Raw genomic sequence first — 22,768 nt, 5'->3', positions numbered from 1 at the left:
AGACAGTTGGTCTGTGTCTAACACGCCATTACTATCTCTATCATTTACTTTTGGTGCTGTTACTGAGTCAATTTGATCTAGGCGTGTTTGTAGTGCATCTTTGCCTGTTACACCATCTGGTACATTGTTTAATTTCGTCAAAGCTTCTACTTTAGCTGTTTCTAACGTTTCGATGAGTTGTTCTAATTCGGCTTTTTCTTCTGGATTTACTAATCCATCAGATGTGATTTCAGACAACTTATTATCTGCAGCTTGTTTAGCTTGTTCTACTGCTTCAATTGCTTGTACTGCCTCAGATAATTGTTCAGTGTCTAAAACACCGTTACTATCTCGATCATTCACTTCTGGCGCTGTCACTGGATCAATTTGGTCTAGACGTGTTTGTAACCCATCTTTTCCTGGTGTACCGTTTGGTACATTACTCAATTTCGTCGAAGCATCTGCCTTAGCTGTTTCTAACGCTCCGATAAGTTGATCTAATTCTGCTTTTTCGTTTGGATTTACTAAGTTATCAGACGTAATCTCAGACAACTTGTTAGCTGCTGCTTTTTTAGCTTCTTCCACTGCTTCAATTGCTTGTGCTGCCTCTGATAACTGTTCTGTATCTTTAACCCCATTACTATCTCGGTCATTTACTTCCGGTGTTGTCACTGAACCAATTTGGTTTAAACGTGTTTGTAAATCCGCTTTGCCCGGTGTCCCATTAGGCACACTATTTAACTTCTCTAATGCAGTTGATTTAGCTGTTTCTAATACTTGATTTAGCCTATCTATTTCTGCCTTTTCACTTGGATTAACTAAGCTGTCATTAGTCACTTCCGCTACCTTTTGAGCCACATTTCGTCTGGCTTGTTCTGCTGCTTGAATGGCCTGTTCCGCTTGTAGTAATTGTTCCGTATCCAAGACTCCGTTACTATCTCTATCATTTACTTCTGGTAATGTCACTGTACCAATTTGGTCTAAACGAGTTTGTAACTCACCTTTACCTGTCATACTATTTGGTACGTTGTTGATTTTCTCTGCAGCTGTGCTTTTAGCTATCTGTAAATCATTATTTAATTTATCTACTAGGGCTTTTTCACTTGGTGTAATTAACCTATCTTTTGTTACTTCTTCCAGTTTTTGATTTACATCACGTTTAGCTTGTTCTGCTGCTTGGACAGCTTGACTGGCTTGTGACAGTTGTTCTGTATCAAGAACTCCATTACTATCTACATCATTTACTTCTGGTAATGTCACTGTGTCAATTTTCTCTAATTTTTTCTGAAGTTTAATTTTATCTTTAATACCATTTGGTAAGTTATTTACTTTTTCACTAGCTGTAGTCTTAGCCACTTTTAGTGCTTTATTTAAGCGGTCTATTTCGTTCTTCTCGTTTGGATTTATCAAACCATCTCTTGTTACTTCTACCAGCTTTTGGTCTACAGTTTGTTTTGCTTGTTCAGCCTTTTGAACAGCTTGGGCCGCTTCTGATAATTGAATATCATCTGCTACACCATTACTATCTAAATCATTTACTTCAGGTGAAGTTACTGCGCTGATTTGGTCTAGCCTACCTTGTAACTGATTTTTACCTGCTGTGCCACTTAACACGCTATTTAATTTAGTTATAGCTATTTGTTTTGCTTTTTCTAGGGCGCTGTTTGCTTCATCTACTTTTCGCTTCTCTGCAGGACTTACAGCTCCATCTGCTAATACTTTTGACAATTGTTGCTCAGCATATTGTTTTGCTTGTTCCGCTGTTTGTATTGCTTCTTCAGCCTTTTTTTTCTTAGATTTAGTTAAAGCTTTATTAATCCTTGTAGCTACATCATCGATATCAACAGACTGGTTTGTTATATTCACGCCTCTAAACACATTAGGGTCTATTGTATCACTAAGTATATAACCAAATAGTTTATCTTTCTTAACATCTATATAATGGTTAGCATCAAACGATATATAGAATTTAACTGTACCACCAGACCCGCCACCAGTATTTGGGTTGCCGTTAGAACCACTATGAGGACGTGTATATGAATAGTAGCCTAAATGGTCTTGTTCTAACATCACTCTTTGTCTACCTTCATATTCAGCAAAAACTTTTTTGATTTTTTTATTTAAACTTTCATTTGGTCTTATAGCATAATTTTCAAATCGGTATGTACCTCGACCTTTTTCTTTCGATAAAACCATAGTCGCAATGAGCACATCACCATCGTCATAAAAAATATCATCTTGAACTATACCAAAATGGTTTTTCGTCACGTCAGATTGGTTCGTAAATGTATAAACAGCGCGATAATCATCATTATCTCTGTTCAAAGTCAGGTCTTTCATTTTATACAATAATTGATTGATATTATTGGCTTGGTATACGTTAATCTTTTTATTAGTAGCTATTCCATAATTACCGTTAAAAATAGCATCATAAGAAAATTTATTGTTTTTAAGTATGGTTTGCCTAATGATATTTCTTAAAAATAACTTTCTTTCTTCTTCAGTTAACTCATTTCTATTTTTTTCAACCTCTCTTATAGCTGTTGTAATAAAATCACCTGCTTGTACAGAGGTATAATTCAACTTAGGATTGTAGCCTATTTTTCGTATATTGTTAAAGTGTAATAATCTATCCAAACTCCTTGCCATTCGAGTTTTAGGTCTTTTTATTTCTTTTTGTTTTATTTCATTGTTTAAATCAACTACATTTAAATTATTATTTTGATTATTATCACTATTACTTTCTATTTTTTGTGAAACTACATTTACTTTGTTTTGTTTCTCATCAACATAACGCTTCTCTTCTATGTTGTTATCTATAATTTGAGTGATTTTTTTATCTTTCTCTTCTTTAAAAGATTGTTCGCCTACTAAAGCTATAGAATTATTATTTTCCAAATTTACTTGAGATGATGAATCAGATGATTCACCATTTTTATTATTTTGTTCATTTATTTTATTTTCGCTATTCTTTGTTTGTTCTTTTTCAAAATTATTATTTTTTATATCATCTACTTTATCAATATTTAAAATTTCATTTTGCTTTTGTTCATTTTCTTCTTTTTCTTTATTATTACTAATATTTTGTTCAACTTCTTGTGGTTGTTGATTTATTTCTTCATTTTTCGGTGATTTTTGTGGCATAACCTCGGAATCATTTTCTATAAATTGCTCTTCTTCCTGATTCTTTTCTACTACCTTCTCTATATCGGATTTACTTGTTTTCGAGATATCTTGCGTCGCAATGTCATTATATAATTCGGTTGTTTCTTTACCGTTTACCATATGTGCTTCTGCTTCACTATTTTGATTGATAAATAGTATTGATCCTAATAGCACTGAGGCTGTTCCAATAGTAAATTTTCGAATAGAGTACCTGTTGTTTCTTCTAGCAATATATTCTGCGAGTGCTCTCATGACTGTCTACTTCTCCTTTGTTGAAATTATAAATACCATTTATAATTATATTTTTTTGTATAAGGAGTAGTAGTAGCTTTATATATTGAGTAAAAAAGTGTTTCTTCATAGTAAAATTTTTAACTGTAACGAAAAAAAGCGCCTTTCAATTTAAGCGAAAGGCGTTCAACCATTTATAACATTTGTTAGTTCAAGGAGTTTGTTATTAAACCTGAAACTGGTTCAAATATCGTTAAATCTTTTTTATTTAATAAAGTCTCAGTGAGTTGTAATTCTGTAACCTGATTTGAGTCGTACCATTTAATATACATTGTGCGAGTTGTTAAATTTAATACTGTTTGATACAAAGTATAATGTAATGCCGCTTCTTCGTCACGAACTGCACCTTTGGGTATACTTATAATTTCTAAAAGCTTAAATGCATTGAGTATATCTTCTTCTGCATTACTTGTTTCTTCTAAATTATTTTTTAAGTAGGCCATACGCACGAAACGTTCTGCTGAAGTGTATCCACCAGGTAATCCGTATGTTCCACCTTCATTTCCCAGAGTTGGAAAAGTAGTATTCATGATTTTGCTTGCTTGAGGTCGTTGCGGTGTAATATTAATATAATTCCTTAAATTTTCATAATGCCAATTCAAATCTGGGTTGTTAGTTAAGACTCCGACTGGATTTTCATTTACTATCATACTGCCATCTTTAAAAGTAAGCTCAATCGTTCTACCTGAATCATCAGTAATATGATAATGCAGTGGAGGAACTTCAGCTATATCATTAAGCGTATGTGCGACAACATTGACTGCTTTAGCATTTTCTATTAAATCTTCTATATTTTTATTATAGCCTAGCACCCATGTAATCACTTCACTTTGAGCAATGTTCATATACCCCTCTCGTACATCTGCGGCATAGGTTGCATATCCTCTAAAATACTGTATTGAAGCTCCGAGGCCATGTTCATTGACGCCGTCTGCAAATAAGAAACCTTCCATATCACTACCAGAACCAACAAAACCATATTTTGTTTTACCTTTATAAGCTACACGAGACTCCCAATAAAAATTACGGGGTTGTACAGCAGGATTGCCTTTTAATTGATATACAAAATCCATTGTACGCCCTAATATTACTTGGCTACTTTTCGATAAATATGAAAAACCAGTGCACATGATTGATTCGCTCCTTTTCCATCTTCACTATGTCAAAAATTAATTTATATTTTTTATCAATATTTATTTTAGTTAATTATGTTCTATATTAATAGTATTTCGCTTGTGATATACATGTACTTATTAAAAAGCTAATGTCTTTAACAAGCTTTTACCATATAACGACCTATATAAAAAAGAAAATAGAGACAGGACAGAAATCATCTTTAAAAAAGTGATTGTGTTGCCCTATCCCTATAAAAATTACTATTAATGAAAATTCGACTTATCTTTACTCTAATGCTACTTTAATGGCTGATATTCTCGCTATGGTAATAATAGTTTATTTAGTTAATATCATAATCTTGATTGAGCCTTTACTTATTTTGAACTTGTTACGACATTTTTATGTTAATTGTAATTCTCGTACATGCATTTGTGATAAAGATGTTTTTACGTCAATTACTCGCTGATTTAAAGAACCTTTATAAGGAAGATTAGGTTGGTATAAATGGTTAATAAAAGGACCATCGACAAGCACGTCAATATAATTAAGTAATTCATTTCTTTCCCCGTTATCTTCCATTAAGTATTCAAATAAAAAACCTGTCCAAACCCACAATGTCTTTGAATGACCAAATCTATCCCTAAATGCTTGAGCGCACTTTAATGTTATGTCCAAATTACAAAATGGCTCTCCACCTAGGATACTTAATCCAGAAATATAATCAGGTTCACAGTTTTTTAATATTTCTTCTAAGATTAAATCGTCAAACTTTTCACCGTATCTAAAATTTTGCGCTACTTTGTTATAACAATTTACACAGGCAAATGGGCACCCTGAGACATATAAACTGCACCTGACACCTTCTCCATCAACAAAACTTTGTGACTCAATTTTGGCAATGTAACCTTGTCCTCTTTTAATATCTAATATTGTCATATTGCTTGGTCTTTCAAGTGTTTCACTCGCGCACACATTTCTTTATGTCGTCCTTCAATCGTAGGTCGTTGAACAGGATTACCAAGATAGCCACATGTACGTTTTACTACATCAACTGTAGTAGGATCATCATTACCACATTCAGGACATTGATAGCCCGTTGCTGTCGTTTTAAAATCACCTCTAAAATCACATTCTCTACAATGATCAATCGGGATATTCGTACCTAAATAACTGACCTTATCGTATGAATAGTCCCATACCGCTTCCAACGCTTTTAAATTATGATTTAACTTCGGATATTCACAGTAATGGATATAACCACCACTTGCATAAAACGGATATTCTTTTTCAAAATCAATTTTCTCAAATGGCGTAATATCTTTTCTCACATCATAATGAAATGAATTTTGGTAATATCCCTTGTCAGTGATGTGTGGTATTTCACCATATTTTTCCCTATCAAGCCTACAAAAACGATCAGTTAGAGACTCACTTGGTGTACTATAAATGCTGAACCAAATATCATATTGTTCAGTCCATTTCAATTGGTAAACTTTCATCGCTTTTAATATATCTAGCGTAAATTTTTTAGCTATGGATTGCGTTTCCCAATTAGGACCATAAAATAATGTAGCTGCTTCATACAAACCTATATATCCCATGGATAATGTAGCTCGTTTGCCTTTTAACAACGTCGTAATATCTTCTTCATCAGTTAATCGATGTTTAAACGCACCATTTTTATATAAAATAGGCGCATTATCAGGTGTTACTTCAGAAATGCGTTGAATTCGATATACTAGCGCATCATGCATTACTGTCATTCGTTCATGGAATATCTTCCAAAACATTTCAATGTCACCATTAGATTCAATTGCCATTCTAGGTACATTTAGTGTCACAACACCTAGATTACATCTTCCATTATTCTCAAATTCTCCATCTTCGTTCTTCCATGCTGGTAAAAATGAACGACAGCCCATCGGAGCTTTAAAATCACCTAATATTTCTACCGTTTTATCATAATTTAAAATATCAGGATACATTCTTTTCGTAGAACATTCTAATGCCATTTGTTTTATGTCATAATTTGGATCTTTTGAACTAAAATTCACGCCTTTTTTAATTGAAAATACAAGTTTTGGAAAAATGGCAGTAATGCGATCTTTGCCCAAACCTTTGATTCTAGTGTTAAGAATTGCTTGTTGAATTTTACGGCTATATGTATCTGTTCCTAAGCCAAAGCCTAATGTTACGAATGGTGTTTGACCATTAGATGTATACAATGTGTTGATTTCATATTCCAAACTTTCTATAGCATCGCCAATATCTTGTGAAACTTGATAATCAACGTACGTTTCTATGTCTTGTGGTTGTACAAATTTTTTAGCCAATTCACGATGCTTAGCTTCATTATATTGAACGTAATGGCTCAGTAATTCATCAACCCGATCGATTGTACACCCTCCGTATTGGCTACTAGAAACATTGGCAATAATTTGTACGAGTTGGGCAGAAGCTATTTGAATTGATTTAGGTGAAGTGACTACTGCATTACCAATTTGAAAACCATTTTTGAGCATACTTTCTGCATCTATTAAACAACAATTAGTAAGTGGTTGAAATGGATGATAATCTAAATCATGAAAATGTATATCCCCTTCTTTATGAGCTGTTGCAACATGTTCTGGTAATAAGTAATTTAGCGCATATGATTTAGATACTACACCTGCTGTTAAATCTCTCATCGTTGAAAATGTGGCGCTATCCTTATTGGCGTTTTCATTTATTACTGTAGGATCTTTGGTTATTAAATTCTTTAAATCTTGTTCGAGTTTATTCATTTTATCCCCTCATTTCTATATATTGTATTTACTTTTAATTTATAACACAATATATAGTGTTTCAATGAGTGGGTTAGCCGTTCACAAATTCGTAAAACCATTTTGAAGTTTTTGTGAACTTTGATTGCGTTTTCAAAAAATATATATTAACAAACTAATAACACGCAAAACACTGCTAAACAATAGCTCATCAATCTATTGTTTAGTCAGTGTTTAAATTATTTTATATTCAACTCAAACTCTTTCCAATTTCTCTATAAAGCTTCTCAGCTTCCCCTTCGTTTTCAACTCCATAGACATGCATTCTTCCGTCTTTGAACAGTGTAATTTCATAAGGCTTATAGGACAATAGTTTCACAAAATTATTAGCTTTTTTTACCGTAACAGGTAAATAATCAGTATGGTTAAAAATATCGGCATTAAAGCGTAATAAGAACATGTCTCCGCATTGTTTCTCTATCTTGTTGTCGTATTTATCGTTTAACAATGCATACTCATGTTTCTTACAAACATTACAATCACTTTGTTTTAAAGCACTAATATCCATCGACTTATATTGCATATTAAAACAATCTATAGTTATAAGTTTCTTTGAAAATGCTTCGCCAGAGACCCATCTCATTAGCTCGGAAACTTGCATACTAGCTACTTGATAAACCACTGGTGGCAGCACACCATTTATTGCACAACTTTCACCAGTACTTGGCATTGTTTCAAGTAGACATTTCAAACATGGCCCTTGATCATCGATACCATAAACAGTACCTTTACTACCAACTGCAGCACCGTAAATCCAAGGTATATTTTGCTTGTTACAAGATTCATTAATTAAATATCTTATTTTAAAATGATCCATACCATCTATAACAATATCCGGATGATATGTCGATAATAGATTTTCAATATTTAAATTTGTTATTTCACGATCAATTGCTGTTACTTGTACGTTACTATTTATTTGATTCAACTTATGCTTTAATGCTTCAACTTTAGGTAACATCTTTTCTGCATCCAACTCATCATATAACGCTTGTCTATGTAAATTGGATAATTCAACAATATCCATATCTATTACAGTAAGTGAGCCTACCCCCATCCTTACTAACATTTCTGCGCTGTGACTACCAAGTGCACCTGCACCCATAATCATGACGTGAGTTTTTTGAAGTTGGCTTTGACCGTACTCACCAAACTGATGATATCTTACTTGTCGATTGTAGCGCTCTATCATAAGAACCCAATTCCTTCAGTTGGACTCGATGCTTGTGCTGTATACTTCACAGGTATTCTTCCTGCTTCATAACTCAATCTTCCGGCACTAATCCCTTTATTCATTGCTTCTGCCATTTTCACAGGATCCGCTGCACTTGATATTGCCGTATTAAGTAAAATACCATCAGCACCTAATTCCATTGCATGACAAGCATCCTTAGGTGAGCCAATACCTGCATCTACGATTACTGGTACATTGACACGTTCAATAATATAGCGCAAATTTAATGGATTATTGATTCCTCTCCCCGTACCAATAGGAGAGGCAAGTGGCATAATTGCATAAACGCCTAACTCTTCTAAGCGTTTCGCTAAGACAACATCATTAGATATATATGGACAGACCGTGTAACCTTTTTCCAGTAATACTTGGCATGCTTCATATGTTTCTAATGGGTCTGGCAGTAATGTTTCGTCATCACCAATGACTTCTACCTTAATCATGTCACAAACACCTGCATGATTAGCAATTTCTGCTATACGAACTGCTTCTTTAGCTGTCTTAGCTCCAGCTGTATTTGGAAATGTGATGAATTTCGATAAATCAACTTTTGCTAATGGATTTGGTAAATCTTTGTCATATAAATTCATGCGTCTCACTGCAAAAGTTAATACTTCTGTTTCTGCTGCTGCAATAGCCTGAGTTTGTATCTCTTCATTATCAAATTTTCCTGTACCTAATAATAATCTTGAATTTAATGTAAAGTTGCCTATTTTAAACATATTAACCGCCTCCTACAAATTCTAATAATTCTAAGTTATCTTCATCATTGACTATGCGAGATGTAAATTGTTCTCGCTTAATTAATGTTTCATTATGCTCTACAATAATACGTGTTTCATCCAGTCCCAATGATTGAATTATTTCTTGTATATTAATTGGTTGTTCAAAGTTAAATACGTCACCATTAATCTTACATTTCATTTCGTTCACCTCTCCTAATCTGAAAATCATACAATTGTTTTGGCCTATGCCCACTGATAATCCATTGACTCATCAACTCACCTATTAAAGGCGAAAGTAAAATTCCATTGCGATAATGGCCAGCAATGACAAATAAGTCTTTATCCACTTCATCCATAATAGGCTGTTCGTTTTGACAATAAGGCCGTATACCTGACCATTGGTTTATGATTTTTCCATTTTTCAAATCTGGTATATAGTGCAAAGCTTGTGATTTAAGCCATGATTTACCAGAATTAGACACCCCAACTGAATAATCATTAAAGTAACTTGTTGCACCGATTAAATATCTATTTTTTAATTTTGGAATGACGTAACAACCATTAGTCAGAAACATGGTAATATTCAAGTTTAAATCAGGTTGTTCTACCAATAGCGCTTCTCCTTTTACCCCCATAACCGCTTCACAAGGTAAATATTGCTGTAAAAGTTTTCCTGTCCAAGCGCCTCCTGTGACAATTAACTTTTCAGTATAATAAGCTCCATTTCGTGTCTCCACACGGTACCCATCTTTTATAGATTCAATATGGGTTACAGTTGTTTGGTATATTCTATCTATATGTCTATTTGATAATGACTTCAACAACCCTTTAGTATAGCGGTTTGCATTGATTTGATTATCTTCAGGCATATAAATACCATTTGTATGTTTTGAAGTTATAGCACCGTTGGACATGTGTTGAACATCAGTAGGACTAAGACGTTCTACAGATGCAAAATGTTGTCTTAAAAATTGATATTGCTGTTCAATCTTTTTATTATCATAATGGTTCGTAGCCAATTTTATTAACCCACTATTTAAATACTCAATATCCACGCCAACCTCTTCCAACAAACTATCTCTTAGAGGTTTGAACATCTTTTGAGAAGTTGTTGCCAAACTAAACAAAGCACTATTTTTGGTGAATTCATTTTGCGCGCCTAACATCCCACCTGCTTTATAAGATGCATGCTTACCTGCTTCATCTCTATCTATCACAGCTATATTCGCAAAAGACTGACTTAACCCACGTGCGATTGACATGCCCATGACTCCCGATCCAATAATAATGACATCATACATGTCCATCCCACACTTCCTTCATGTTTATAAGTTTTTCTTTCGAATATTGATTAAAAATAGAAATACCGGCTATTCCTGAAAATCCATTAGGTAAAGAAGATAAAGTATGTTGATTAATACCTCCAATTGCAATAATCGGAATATCAATTTGTAGCGCTTCTTCAACCTCCGACTTTGCTCTAGGTGTTTGCTGAGGTTTAGATGACGTCTCGAATACGTGTCCAAATAATACAAAATCTAGCCCTAAATATTTAGCGTTAGCAATAGTATCTTTATGGTGCGTAGACATACTCACTTGTATATCGGGATAACTAGCTTGTACCTCCTCAATATAAGGGTCACTTTCCCTAAAATGAATTGCCGACAAGTCACATTGTATGATTACGTTGATATCGCTATGAATAATAATCTTATCCTTAGGGAACTCATTTTTTATTAATTCATGAACCCACTGAATGACTTCTTCAGTATTCATTGGCACTCTTATTAATAAGTAATCGATAACGCCTTCGATTTCACAGTAATGCTTAATATGTGATTTAGACAAATCTTGATATGGTGTAATAGCAATAAACAATATTTTCACCCCAAATAAAAAAACGTTACTTTTCCTGGTGGAAAAATAACGTTGTATGATTACATTTATCATAGAAAACGCCACTTTCCTACGCCAGTGCGAACTGGATCAGGTTCTAGGAATCCCTCAGTTATTACTTCGGTCTCAGCCTTTATCAAAGGCGCTTCCAGTGGTTTCTATCTATTAAATTTTCGTTTCATAATGTTTTAGTGATTACTTACAATCTAACTTATAATCATTTACTTTTCAAGTCTCACTTCAACTTTGACAACATGTATCCTAAAGTCAGCTGGCTTAATCGTGCATAATCACGCTTATAGAGACAACTCTAACAACCGTGCTGTTATCGGTCGTGTCTGACGATAGACTTCTTGATATATTTCAAAGTATTTAGCATAGCGTTCATGATGCGCTTCATTCGGCAGAAAAGTTCTATCATAGACGATAAATTGATCAACTACATCTTCTAGGCTTTCATACCAACTCAAACCGACAATAGCTAGCATTGCCGCCCCCATACAAGGCCCTTCTTCATATTTCAATTTACTGACTTTTGCATTAAATATATCTGCTTGCAATTGTAACCAAAAATCATTTTTTGCGCCGCCACCGATTGATGTAATGTGCGTTATGTCCTTCCCTTGTTCACGTAAATGTACCAAAGTTTCATATAATGAATAAGTAATACCTTCAATTACTGATCTCGCTATGTCTGCATTTGTATGTAAAGTGCTTAGCCCGATAAAGCTACCTCTAATTTGCGAATCACCATGTGGTGTACGTTCACTTGATAGGTATGGGGCAAATAACAACCCTTCACTACCAATTGTAGAGTTACTTGCTAAGCTTAAAATTTGGTTAAAAGTTAAACCGGGAAACACATGTTTTTTTAACCAATTCAAACTATCTCCAGCAGCAAGCGTCACGCCCATTACATATGATTTATCTTCTACAACATGATTGAAATAGTGCAAATTATGACGATACGTCTTTCCTTCACCTGATTCACAAGTTAATAACGTACCAGAAGTACCAATACTGCATAATGTATCGTTGGATTTGATAACGCCTGCACCAAGTGCACCACATGCATTATCGCCACCACCAGCAAAAACAGCTACCTCACCTGTTAATCCTAATGATTTAGCTAGGCTGCTTTCTACATATCCAATAAAATCTCCAGATGATACAAGTGAGGGATAAATGTCGTGAATGCGAAATTGTGAGCCGGTTGTCTTTGACCAACTTTTTTGTTTTGGGTCCAATAATAATGTGCTCGAAGCGTCTGAATATTCCATATTTATTTTACCAGTTAGCTTAAACCTCACGTAATCTTTAGGTAATAGGAACGTTGCTATCTTGTTCCAATTATTAGGTTCATTATCTTTTATCCAAAGCAATTTCGTTAATGTAAAACCTTCTAATACTGGGTTTGATAATATATAATCACCAAATTGTTGTTCGATTGTTGTGCATTGAGGAGTCGAACGAGTATCATTCCATAAAATTGCATTTCGAAGCGGTTTATTAGTGCTATCTAATACCACTAAACTATGCATTTGACCAGATAACGATAAGCCTCTAATATAAATGTCGCTTAACGCGCTAGCACTTAATATTTGTCTAATACATGACTTGGTTGCCTCAAACCATTCGTCTGGTTGTTGCTCATTGCACCCAGATTGAAGTTGTATTATATCAAGTCCTTCACTAACTTTAGCTAGCACTTCTCCTTCTTTACTTACGGCTATAACTTTAACTGAACTTGTACCTATATCTATGCCTAACACTGCTTCATTCAATATCATCGATTCCTTTTGTCAGATTTTAAATATTCAACAACTGTATCATATTGAAATGCCTTATAAATTTCCAATAATATGATATTATAATGAATCACGATTTAGAATAATATTTTCGAAAAATAAATAACGATTACTACTGTGATCGCACTCAGTAATGTTGATAAAAAGACTAATTCCGCCGCAAGTTCAGGATGATTATCATATTCCTGTGCAATGACTGAACTATTAACTGATGTCGGCATAGCTGAAGTAATAAATAACGCTTGTGCTATGATACCTTCAAGCCCCATTAGTTTGATAATGCCTAGAGCTATCATCGGTCCAACAATTAATCGCACAAATATAAACACATATGAACTTGACCACTTAAAACTAAATTTAATATTAGCAATTTGTGCGCCTAATAATATTAATGCAATTGCTATCATTGCATCCGCAATATAGTTTGCCGGCGTCCATATAAATTTAGGTATACCGACATTACCATAATTCAAAATAATGGCGAATACCAAAGCATATAAAACAGGCATTTTAAAGTAACCTAATAATGCTTTAAGCTTCCCAATATGCACGGCTTGTATTGAAAATATACCATATGAAAAAGTAAATATATTTTGTAAAGAAAGCACAATGACTTGAACAGACATCGCCAAAGGGTCACCTTTAAATACTAAATCATTTACTGGGACACCATAATTGCCTGAATTAAAAAATAATACGCTATTCGTTAATGTCGTAGCTTCACCCTTATCTTTTGTGCCAAAATGTGATAATAGCTTACCAATTCCATAAAGAATGATTATGTATATGATAAAGAATAATACGATATACAATAATAACTTGATTTCAAAATTCGTCTTATAGAATTTCACAAATATGAATCCAGGCACAAATATGTATATGTTTAACTTCGCCAATGTTTTCAAGTCTAATGTGAATTTTTTCTGCAATATATATCCTATTAAAATCATAATGAAAATAGGCAATAATACAGTTTCTAATATAACTAACATTTCGTGCATTGTAAATTTGCCCCCTTTGTCTAATTCCTGTAATTTTTTATACTTATGAAATTATAAGAAATTTACATAAGCCCCCTTAAAAATCAATAATGCTTATTGCATGTTAAAACTATCAATACGATTTATACTATGAAATTCTGTACATACCAAACACTAGTAATGTATGTTTCACGTTAAACGACGTTGTCTTGGCATTGGCTAATCAAATTTTACTTATTAATTTATAGTAATAACTTTATTTTTTCTTGCCTTTTTTCTTATTGTTTTTCTTTTCTTCTAAAATTGACATTACTATAAAACCTACAAGTAATATGGGCGTAAGAACTGCAACCATTATTAACATTTATTTCACCTCATTATTTGATATTTTGAAAAATAAATTTTAAGAATAGATAACAAATCAGATAGTATTCTTAATTATTAATTTACACCTTTTAAACATCTTCCTCAATAAAACAATTTAGTTTAATCCATATGTTTTATTTAAGGAACATTAAAAATACAAGCGTAAGGTTATAGAAAAATGTTTCTTTACAAGTGAAGATGATTTACATAATTTGAAATACATTTATATGAACTGCTATCTTACTGACTTAACCTTGAATCTATAAAGCGATGGCACTTTGCAACTCCTCCATTCTCAATATGTATAAATAAGGAAACCCAGGATATTAATATATCCTGGGTCTGTAAAACAATTTCAAATAACCTAATTCACTATAATAGACCTTGTTAAGTATTACTTAGTCTCATTTGTATTTTCTTTTTTACGACTTCTCCAAATCATTAGTGAACCTAGAGAAGCTAATAAAGTTCCAAATAGCGTCGTATTTTGAGTAGTTTCTTCACCAGTATTAGGTAAAACTTTAGAATCAACTTCTTTAGTTTTCTTAGTATCATAAACTTTACTTGGTGATAAAACTTTAGCATTATTATCTTTAACGCGCTTAGTATTATTACTATTAACACTAACGCTATTAGTATTGATAGTATGACTATTTGCAGTAGTAATATGAGTATGTTTCGATTCATTTGATGTATCATCTTTACTATTTAATGATTTTTGAGAATCATTATTCAAATCGGATAACTTCTGCAATATATCTTTAACTTTAGTTTCATCATCTTTACCTTGCGTATTATGTGAACTAGATAACTGACTATTTTGGTTATTCATGCTAATAGATGGAATTACAATATCCTCTAATTTATTCAGACGGCTTTGCAATACCTCTTTAACATTATCTGGTAAAGCATTAACTAATTTTTGGGCTTCTACTTTCTTACTTTTTGCTGTTGATATTAAGTTCTCCAAGTTCGCTTTTTCTACTGGTGTAATCACACGATCCTGTTGATATTCAGATAATTTTGTTTTAGCTACTTGATACGCTACTTCTGCTTCAGTTACTTTACTTTCTGCTTGGGCTTTTGCTTGATCTACTTCATCTGCGATGCCATTGCCATCAGTGTCGTTTACTGCCGGGACTTGTATGCCTGTAAGATTATTTAGGCGTGTTGGTAAATCACCTTTCACTGCATCTGGTAATTTATTTACTAAATCTTGCGCTTCTACTTTCTTGTTTTGAGCTGTTGTTGACAAGTTTTCTAAGTCTGTTTTTTCTGATGCCGTAATTACTCCATCTTGTTGATACTCTGTTAATTTTGTTTTCGCTGCTTGATCTGCTGCTTCGGCCTCTGCTACTTTACTTTCAGCTTGGGACTTAGCTTGATCTACATCATCTGCGATACCATTGCCATCGGCATCATTCACTTCTGGTATTTGGATACCTGTTAAATTATCTAGACGGGCTGGTAAGTCGCCTTTCAACGCATCTGGTAATTTATTTACTAAGTCTTGCGCTTCTGCTTTTGTATTTTGGGCTGTTGTTGACAATTTATTTAATTCCGCTACTTCTGTTGGGGTGATCACACCATCTTGTTGATACTCTGCTAATTTTGTTTTTGCTGCTTGATCTGCTGCTTCGGCTTCTGCTACTTTACTTTCGGCTTGGGACTTAGCTTGATCTACTTCATCTGCGATACCATTGCCATCGGCATCATTCACTTCTGGTACTTGTATGCCTGTTAAATTATTTAGACGGGCTGGTAAGTCGCCTTTCACTGCGTCTGGTAATTTATTTACTAAATCTTGGGCTTCTGCTTTCTTACTTTGTGCTGTTGACTGTAAATTTTCTAAGTCCGTTTTCTCTGTTGATGTGATTAATCCATCTTGTTGGTACTCTGTTAATTTTGTTTTCGCTGCTTGGTCCGTTGCTTCGGCCTCTGCTACTTTACTTTCGGCTTGGGACTTAGCTTGATCTACTTCATCTGCGATGCCGTTGCCATCGGCATCGTTCACTGCTGGGACTTGTATTCCTGTTAATTTGTTCAAACGCGTTGGTAAATCTCCTTTCCACACGTCTGGTAATGCATCTACAAAATCTTGGGCTTCTGCTTTAGTATTTTGTGCTATTTTTGCCAAATTATCTAATTCTGCTTTTTCTGTTGGTGTTATCAATCCATTTTGTTGATATTCTGAAAGCTTATCTTTTACTGCTTGGTCTAGATATTCTGCTTGAGCAACTCTACTTTCAGCCTGTACTTTCTCTGGCTCTGAATTATCCATTATACCGTTATCATTGAAATCATTTATTTCTGGTACTTGAATATCTAATAAGTTGTTTAATCTATTTTGTAAGTCACCTTTCATTGCGTCCGGAAGCTTAACTACTAATTCTTGTGCTTTTGCTTTGATATTTTGTGCTTCTGTAACTAACTTATCTAATTCTGCTTTTTCTGTAGGCGAAATCAAATCATCTTGTTGATATTCTAACAGTTTATTTTTCGCAATTTGGTGCGCAGCTTCTGCTTCTTGTACTTTTATTTCTGCAAGCGCTATTGCTTGGTCTACATCATCTGCTATACCATTATTATTCTTATCATTTATTTCTGGTATTGATATATTTTCTAATTTATTTAATCTGTTTAAGAATTCCCCTTGTTGTTCCTTAGGTAATCCCTCCATTAAAGCAAATGCACGTACTTTTCTACTAAATACTTCATGAGTTAAGTTAATCATGTCATTTTTCTCCCACTGATTAATTAATCCATCTCGTGTATACTCAGTTAACTTGGATGTCGCATTTTGATGTGCAACTTCTGCTTCTTGTACTTTTATTTCTATCAATGCTTTTAATTGATTTATATCGTCTTTCTTACCATCATTATCAGCGTCATTTACTTTTGGTATTTCAATACCTGTTAAATTATTCAAACGTAATAGTAGATTACCTTTAAATTCATTTGGTAATGCATCTACAAGACCTTGTGCTTCTGTTTTGGACCTTTGAGCTTTTGTCAGTAAGTTTATCAGTTCTCTTTTCTCATTCGTTGAAATTAACCCATCTTTTTGATATTCCCCTAGTTTAGCTTTAACAGCTTTGTCTGTTTCTTCTGCATTTATCACACTTTTTTCTGCATTCAATATTAATCGATCAGTTTCATCGTTGATGCCATTTCCGTTGTAATCATTTATATTCGGTAATTGTATATCTTTTAATTGACTTAAGCGTTCTGGTAAATCCGCTTTCAACACATCTGGTAATGTATCTACTAATTCTTGCGCTTTTGCTTTCTTACTTTGCGCTGTTGCCCGTAAGTTTTCTAATTCTACTAATTCTGTTGGGGTAATCAGACTATCTTCTTGGTACTCTGCTAGCTTATCTTTTACTATTGCGTTTGCTTGCTCTGCATCAATCACTTTACTTTCTGCTAAGCCTTTTCTATCGTCTATATCATCTTTAAAACCATTACCATCATAGTCATTTACCTCTGGTATTTGGATACCTGTAAGATTATTTAGACGTTCTGGTAAGTCGTCTTTCAACGCATCTGGTAATGCATCCACTAATCCTTGCGCTTCTGCTTTCTTACTTTGTGCTGTTGCCTGTAAATTTTCTAATTCTGCTACTTCTGTTGGGGTGATCAAATCATCTTGTTGGTACTCTGCTAATTTTGTTTTCGCTGCTTGATCCGCTGCTTTGGCTTCTGCTACTTTACTTTCGGCTTGGGACTTAACTTGATCTACTTCATCTGCGATGCCATTGCCATCAGTGTCGTTTACTGCCGGGACTTGTATGCCTGTAAGATTATTTAGGCGTGTTAGTAAATCACCTTTCAACACATCTGGTAATTTATTTACTAAATCTTGCGCTTCTACTTTCTTATTTTGAGCTGTTGTTGACAAGTTTTCTAAGTCTGTTTTTTCTGATGCCGTAATTACTCCATCTTGTTGATACTCTGCTAATTTTGTTTTCGCTGCTTGATCTGCTGCTTCGGCTTCTGCTACTTTGTTTTCTGCTTGGGACTTAACTTGATCTACATCATCTGCGATACCATTGCCATCGGCATCATTCGCTTCTGGTACTTGAATGCCTGTTAAATTATCTAGACGTTCTGGTAAGTCGCCTTTCAACGCATCTGGTAATGCATCCACTAATCCTTGGGCTTCTGCTTTTGTATTTTGCGCTGTTGTTGATAATTTATTTAATTCCGTTACTTCTGTTGGGGTGATCAGACCATCTTGTTGGTACTCTGCTAATTTTGTTTTCGCTGCTTGATCTGCTGCTTCGGCTTCTGCTACTTTGTTTTCTGCTTGGGACTTAGCTTGATCTACATCATCTGTGATACCATTGCCATCGGCATCATTTACTTCTGGTATTTGGATACCTGTAAGATTATTTAGACGTGTTGGTAAGTCACCTTTCAACGCATCTGGTAATGCATCCACTAATCCTTGCGCTTCTGCTTTTGTATTTTGTGCTGTTGCCAACAAGTTTTCTAAGTCCGTTTTCTCTGTTGATGTAATTAATCCATCTTGTTGGTACTCTGCTAATTTTGTTTTCGCTGTTTGGTCCGCTGCTTCTGCCTCTGCTACTTTACTTTCTGCTTGGGACTTAGCTTGATCTACGTCGTCTGCGATGCCATTGCCATCGGCATCATTTACCTCTGGTATTTGGATACCTGTAAGATTATTTAGACGTGTTGGCAAGTCACCTTTCAACGCATCTGGTAATTTATTTACTAAATCTTGCGCTTCTGCTTTTGTATTTTGCGCTGTTGACTGTAAATTCTCTAAGTCCGTTTTCTCTGTTGATGTGATTAATCCATCTTGTTGGTACTCTGCTAATTTTGTTTTCGCTGCTTGATCTGCTGCTTCGGCCTCTGCTACTTTGTTTTCTGCTTGGGACTTAGCTTGATCTACTTCATCTGCGATACCATTACCATCGGCATCATTCACTGCTGGAACTTGTACGCCTGTTAAATTATCTACACGTGCTGGTAAGTCGCCTTTCAACGCATCTGGTAATTTATTTACTAAATCTTGCGCTTCTGCTTTTAAATTTTGCGCTGTTGACTGTAAATTTTCTAAGTCCGTTTTCTCTGTTGGGGTAATCAGACCATCTTGTTGGTACTCTGTTAATTTTGTTTTCGCTGCTTGATCTGCTGCTTCGGCCTCTGCTACTTTGTTTTCTGCTTGGGACTTAGCTTGATCTACTTCATCTGCGATACCATTGCCATCGGCATCATTCGCTTCTGGTACTTGAATGCCTGTAAGATTATTTAGACGTGTTGGTAAGTCACCTTTCAACGCATCTGGTAATTTATTTACTAAATCTTGGGCTCCTGCTTTTGTATTTTGCGCTGTTGACTGTAAATTTTCTAAGTCCGTTTTCTCTGTTGGGGTAATCAGACCATCTTGTTGATACTCTGCTAATTTTGTTTTCGCTGCTTGATCCGCTGCTTCGGCTTCTGCTACTTTACTTTCGGCTTGGGACTTAGCTTGATCTACTTCATCTGCGATGCCATTGCCATCAGTGTCGTTTACTGCCGGGACTTGTATGCCTGTAAGATTATTTAGGCGTGTTAGTAAATCACCTTTCAACGCATCTGGTAATTTATTTACTAAGTCTTGCGCTTCTGCTTTTGTATTTTGCGCTGTTGTTGACAATTTATTTAATTCCGCTACTTCTGTTGGGGTGATCACACCATCTTGTTGATACTCTGCTAATTTTGTTTTCGCTGCTTGATCTGCTGCTTCGGCCTCTGCTACTTTACTTTCTGCTTGGGACTTAGCTTGGTCTACTTCGTCTGCGATGCCATTACCATCGGCATCATTTACCTCTGGTATTTGGATACCTGTAAGATTATTTAGACGTTCTGGTAAGTCGTCTTTCAACGCATCTGGTAATGCATCCACTAATCCTTGCGCTTCTGCTTTCTTACTTTGTGCTGTTGCCTGTAAATTTTCTAAGTCTGCTACTTCTGTTGGGGTGATCAGATCATCTTGTTGGTACTCTGCTAATTTTGTTTTCGCTGCTTGATCCGCTGCTTCGGCTTCTGCTACTTTACTTTCGGCTTGGGACTTAGCTTGATCTACGTCATCTGCGATACCATTGCCATCGGTATCATTCACTTCTGGTATAGAAATAATTGGTAATTTATCTAATCGGTTTTGGAATGGTGTTTTTTTATCATCAGGTAACAAATTAACTTTATCTTGAGCTTCAGCTTTTTTATCATTAGCACTATTTACTAATTCAATTAATGCATTTTTCTCATCATTAATAAATATTCCATCTAACAGCGCTGTTAATAACATATTTGAGGCATTTCTATTTTTCTCTTCCGCTTCACTAACAAGATTCTCTACATCTTGTAATAAGTTCTTAACTTGCGATTTTCGACTTAATGCATTATTAATGTTTGCTGTTGCGCTATCTACGACATCTTGCGGCGCATTCGCATTCCCTACTGTATTTTCACCAACTTCAAGTGCCGATATAATCGCTTGATCTTCTTCTTTACTATTATCAAATGGCTCTTGTGCTTTTGCGTTGTTAATGGCAATTTGCAATTCTGTTATATTTGCTCTTCTAGCCAAGGAGTTAATACCATGATCTAAACGATTTGTAGCTGAAATTATATCTGGTATATTATTCGTTTCCGGGTCGTAACTATCTTTTATAACTATGGATGCGTAGTTCAATTCATTTTTTAAATAATTAAAACTGGATGGAGTATATAGGTTTTCATCAAGTAATTTGCTAGTTTCAACTAAACTGATTAATTGATCCAATTTTTCTTTTTTCTCTATGAATATTTTCTCAATAACTACTTCATTACCATCTAAGTCTGCAGATCCTACAATCTTTCCTGAACTATTTAAAGCTTGAGCAAAAACATTACCATTATATGCGATATTAATTCTAACAAAGTTAATATCGCTATTTGCTTTTTTTATCGCACGTCTAATCTCTTCTTTTTCATTTTCACTTATAGCCCAAGTATTATTAACCCCAACTTTTTCAAATGGCGGTTTTATTTTGAAACCGTAATCAATATTAGAATTAGTTACCATTGAAGTGCTGTCATCATTAGAAAATACAAAATTTTTATTATCTCCAAAATTTATAATCCCTCTATCAAAGGCCTTATGATCACTTAAAATGATATTATTACCACTTATAATCATTTCACGTCTTCTACCTAAGTTCATTGTTTCTAGTTTAGGTGTGATGTTACCTTTCTTAGCTTCTTCTAGCCATTTATAAACATCATCTCCGAAAATAGGACTATTTAAATCTTGTATACTAAAGTTTTGTCGTTGTTCTTCAGTAAAATTAAAGTTAGCAATTAACCAAAGCATGGTAGCTTTTTTGCGCGCTCTGAATTCATTATCGCCATATACACCATTTGTCATCCATGTTCTTTCTTGTTTAGATAATCCTCCAATTACTGGATACCATTTGTATGTTATGGTTCCATCAGAAGAGATATATGTATTAACATTATTTGCAGTTCTATTATAAGTATCATTTGCAATATTAGGGTTATTTGTTGGATTCACAGCATTTCTTTTTCTTCTTACTTTTTGACGATTTTCATTTTGGTTTATTTTCATTTTATTTTCATCACTAATTGAATCCACTTTTAAGTTATCTTGCCTTGTATCTTCTTTATTAATTACCTCAGTACGCTGTTGGTTTGTATTCTCTTTTACGACAAGTTCGTTAATATGATTGTTATCTTTGTTACTTTGAGTAGTTTGATTTTTCTTGCTATTATGTTCAATTTGATTTTGTGATTCCTCTTTAGTCATTTGATTATTTAATTGTTGATTTCTTCCGTTATCTTTGTTCACACTTATAGTACTTTTTAAATTATTTTCCTCATATCCGTGCGCTATTGTTGACGTTTCGGATGATAGTGGTACCTCTTTATTTATTTCTTTTGTGTCTTTAGAATTACTACTTTGATTGTAGTCTAAATCATTCACTACATTACTTTCTTTCTCTTGTACTACTGCATTATTGTTATCCAATTTTTCTTTATTACTATGTATTTTATTTTCAATTAGTTCCGAAGTATTATTATCAACTTCTGCTGCATAACTTATTGACCCGGTATTCATAAAAATAACTGATCCAATAATAATTGACGCTGCACCTATATGGTACTTTCTGATAGAATATCTTTGTTTTTCATTAAATAAAGAATTTGCTTTTTTCATTCTTATATTTAATCCTCCTTCTTCAATTTGAAATTTATTTTTTATTTTTATTTCTTTATTAATCAAAAGATACCATATGCTTCTATCCTTGGATTCAAATCTAAAAATCAGAGTAAAATAATGATATTTCTAAGCAAAAATTCTTTTCAAAAGTACGTC

Annotated in this window: 12 protein-coding genes and 1 riboswitch; all 12 genes read right to left on the bottom strand. The window is 34.1% G+C overall.

The features are described from left to right. Positions 1-3,396, bottom strand: a 3,396-nt coding sequence (locus ACF91D_RS05910) for a GA-like domain-containing protein (RefSeq protein ID WP_392436653.1), incomplete at its 3' end; no start/stop codon positions are given. 185 nt (positions 3,397-3,581) lie between these two features. Next, entirely contained in the window at positions 3,582-4,565 is a 984-nt protein-coding gene (locus tag ACF91D_RS05905) for a choloylglycine hydrolase family protein (RefSeq protein ID WP_039069722.1), read from the bottom strand. Positions 4,566-4,950: 385 nt separating this feature from the next. Next, the gene (nrdG, locus tag ACF91D_RS05900) at positions 4,951-5,487 is read right to left on the bottom strand and encodes an anaerobic ribonucleoside-triphosphate reductase activating protein (protein ID WP_069793015.1); all 537 of its coding nucleotides are present in this window, start codon (positions 5,485-5,487) and stop codon (positions 4,951-4,953) included. Beyond that, a complete protein-coding gene (gene nrdD, locus ACF91D_RS05895) occupies positions 5,484-7,334 on the bottom strand; it encodes an anaerobic ribonucleoside-triphosphate reductase (protein ID WP_107549874.1) in 1,851 nt (616 codons plus the stop codon). Before nrdD ends, nrdG begins: the two co-directional genes overlap by 4 nt. A 229-nt stretch (positions 7,335-7,563) precedes the next feature. Next, complete coding sequence (locus ACF91D_RS05890) at positions 7,564-8,562, bottom strand: ThiF family adenylyltransferase (RefSeq protein ID WP_327620904.1); 999 nt, start codon at positions 8,560-8,562, stop codon at positions 7,564-7,566. Next, positions 8,562-9,329 carry a thiazole synthase gene (locus ACF91D_RS05885; RefSeq protein ID WP_327620824.1) on the bottom strand — a complete coding sequence of 256 codons (768 nt, stop codon included), beginning with the start codon at positions 9,327-9,329 and terminating at the stop codon, positions 8,562-8,564. Before ACF91D_RS05885 ends, ACF91D_RS05890 begins: the two co-directional genes overlap by 1 nt. A 1-nt stretch (position 9,330) precedes the next feature. Further along, positions 9,331-9,531: a sulfur carrier protein ThiS gene (gene thiS / locus ACF91D_RS05880; RefSeq protein WP_011304055.1), complete on the bottom strand. Its 201-nt coding sequence runs from the start codon at positions 9,529-9,531 to the stop codon at positions 9,331-9,333. Next, the gene (locus tag ACF91D_RS05875) at positions 9,521-10,633 is read right to left on the bottom strand and encodes an NAD(P)/FAD-dependent oxidoreductase (RefSeq protein WP_327620905.1); all 1,113 of its coding nucleotides are present in this window, start codon (positions 10,631-10,633) and stop codon (positions 9,521-9,523) included. Before ACF91D_RS05875 ends, thiS begins: the two co-directional genes overlap by 11 nt. Further along, complete coding sequence (locus ACF91D_RS05870) at positions 10,626-11,219, bottom strand: thiamine phosphate synthase (RefSeq protein WP_392436667.1); 594 nt, start codon at positions 11,217-11,219, stop codon at positions 10,626-10,628. The genes ACF91D_RS05875 and ACF91D_RS05870 overlap by 8 nt, the downstream gene beginning before the upstream one ends. A 59-nt stretch (positions 11,220-11,278) precedes the next feature. Further along, positions 11,279-11,388: riboswitch (TPP riboswitch) on the bottom strand. 136 nt (positions 11,389-11,524) lie between these two features. Beyond that, positions 11,525-13,012, bottom strand: coding sequence for a xylulokinase (xylB, locus tag ACF91D_RS05865; protein ID WP_327620906.1), 1,488 nt, complete (start codon positions 13,010-13,012; stop codon positions 11,525-11,527). Positions 13,013-13,113: 101 nt separating this feature from the next. Beyond that, positions 13,114-14,037: an AEC family transporter gene (locus tag ACF91D_RS05860; RefSeq protein WP_101050539.1), complete on the bottom strand. Its 924-nt coding sequence runs from the start codon at positions 14,035-14,037 to the stop codon at positions 13,114-13,116. 739 nt (positions 14,038-14,776) lie between these two features. Further along, positions 14,777-22,609: a GA-like domain-containing protein gene (locus ACF91D_RS05855; protein WP_327620825.1), complete on the bottom strand. Its 7,833-nt coding sequence runs from the start codon at positions 22,607-22,609 to the stop codon at positions 14,777-14,779. Positions 22,610-22,768 lie beyond the last annotated feature (159 nt).

This window comes from Staphylococcus sp. 231237_7MaSpsaltlick (genome assembly GCF_043107035.1).
The sequence above is the reverse complement of the archived record's forward strand: the minus strand, read 5'-3'. Positions and strand labels throughout refer to the sequence as shown.

What these genes read in the sequence shown, in the direction of transcription:
- ACF91D_RS05905 (WP_039069722.1), bottom strand. Translation starts at nt 4,565, where the DNA reads ATGTGCACTGGTTTTTCATATTTATCGAAAAGTAGCCAAGTAATATTA.
- nrdG (WP_069793015.1), bottom strand. Translation starts at nt 5,487, where the DNA reads ATGACAATATTAGATATTAAAAGAGGACAAGGTTACATTGCCAAAATT.
- nrdD (WP_107549874.1), bottom strand. Translation starts at nt 7,334, where the DNA reads ATGAATAAACTCGAACAAGATTTAAAGAATTTAATAACCAAAGATCCT.
- ACF91D_RS05885 (WP_327620824.1), bottom strand. Translation starts at nt 9,329, where the DNA reads ATGTTTAAAATAGGCAACTTTACATTAAATTCAAGATTATTATTAGGT.
- thiS (WP_011304055.1), bottom strand. Translation starts at nt 9,531, where the DNA reads ATGAAATGTAAGATTAATGGTGACGTATTTAACTTTGAACAACCAATT.
- ACF91D_RS05875 (WP_327620905.1), bottom strand. Translation starts at nt 10,633, where the DNA reads ATGTATGATGTCATTATTATTGGATCGGGAGTCATGGGCATGTCAATC.
- ACF91D_RS05860 (WP_101050539.1), bottom strand. Translation starts at nt 14,037, where the DNA reads ATGCACGAAATGTTAGTTATATTAGAAACTGTATTATTGCCTATTTTC.
- ACF91D_RS05855 (WP_327620825.1), bottom strand. Translation starts at nt 22,609, where the DNA reads ATGAAAAAAGCAAATTCTTTATTTAATGAAAAACAAAGATATTCTATC.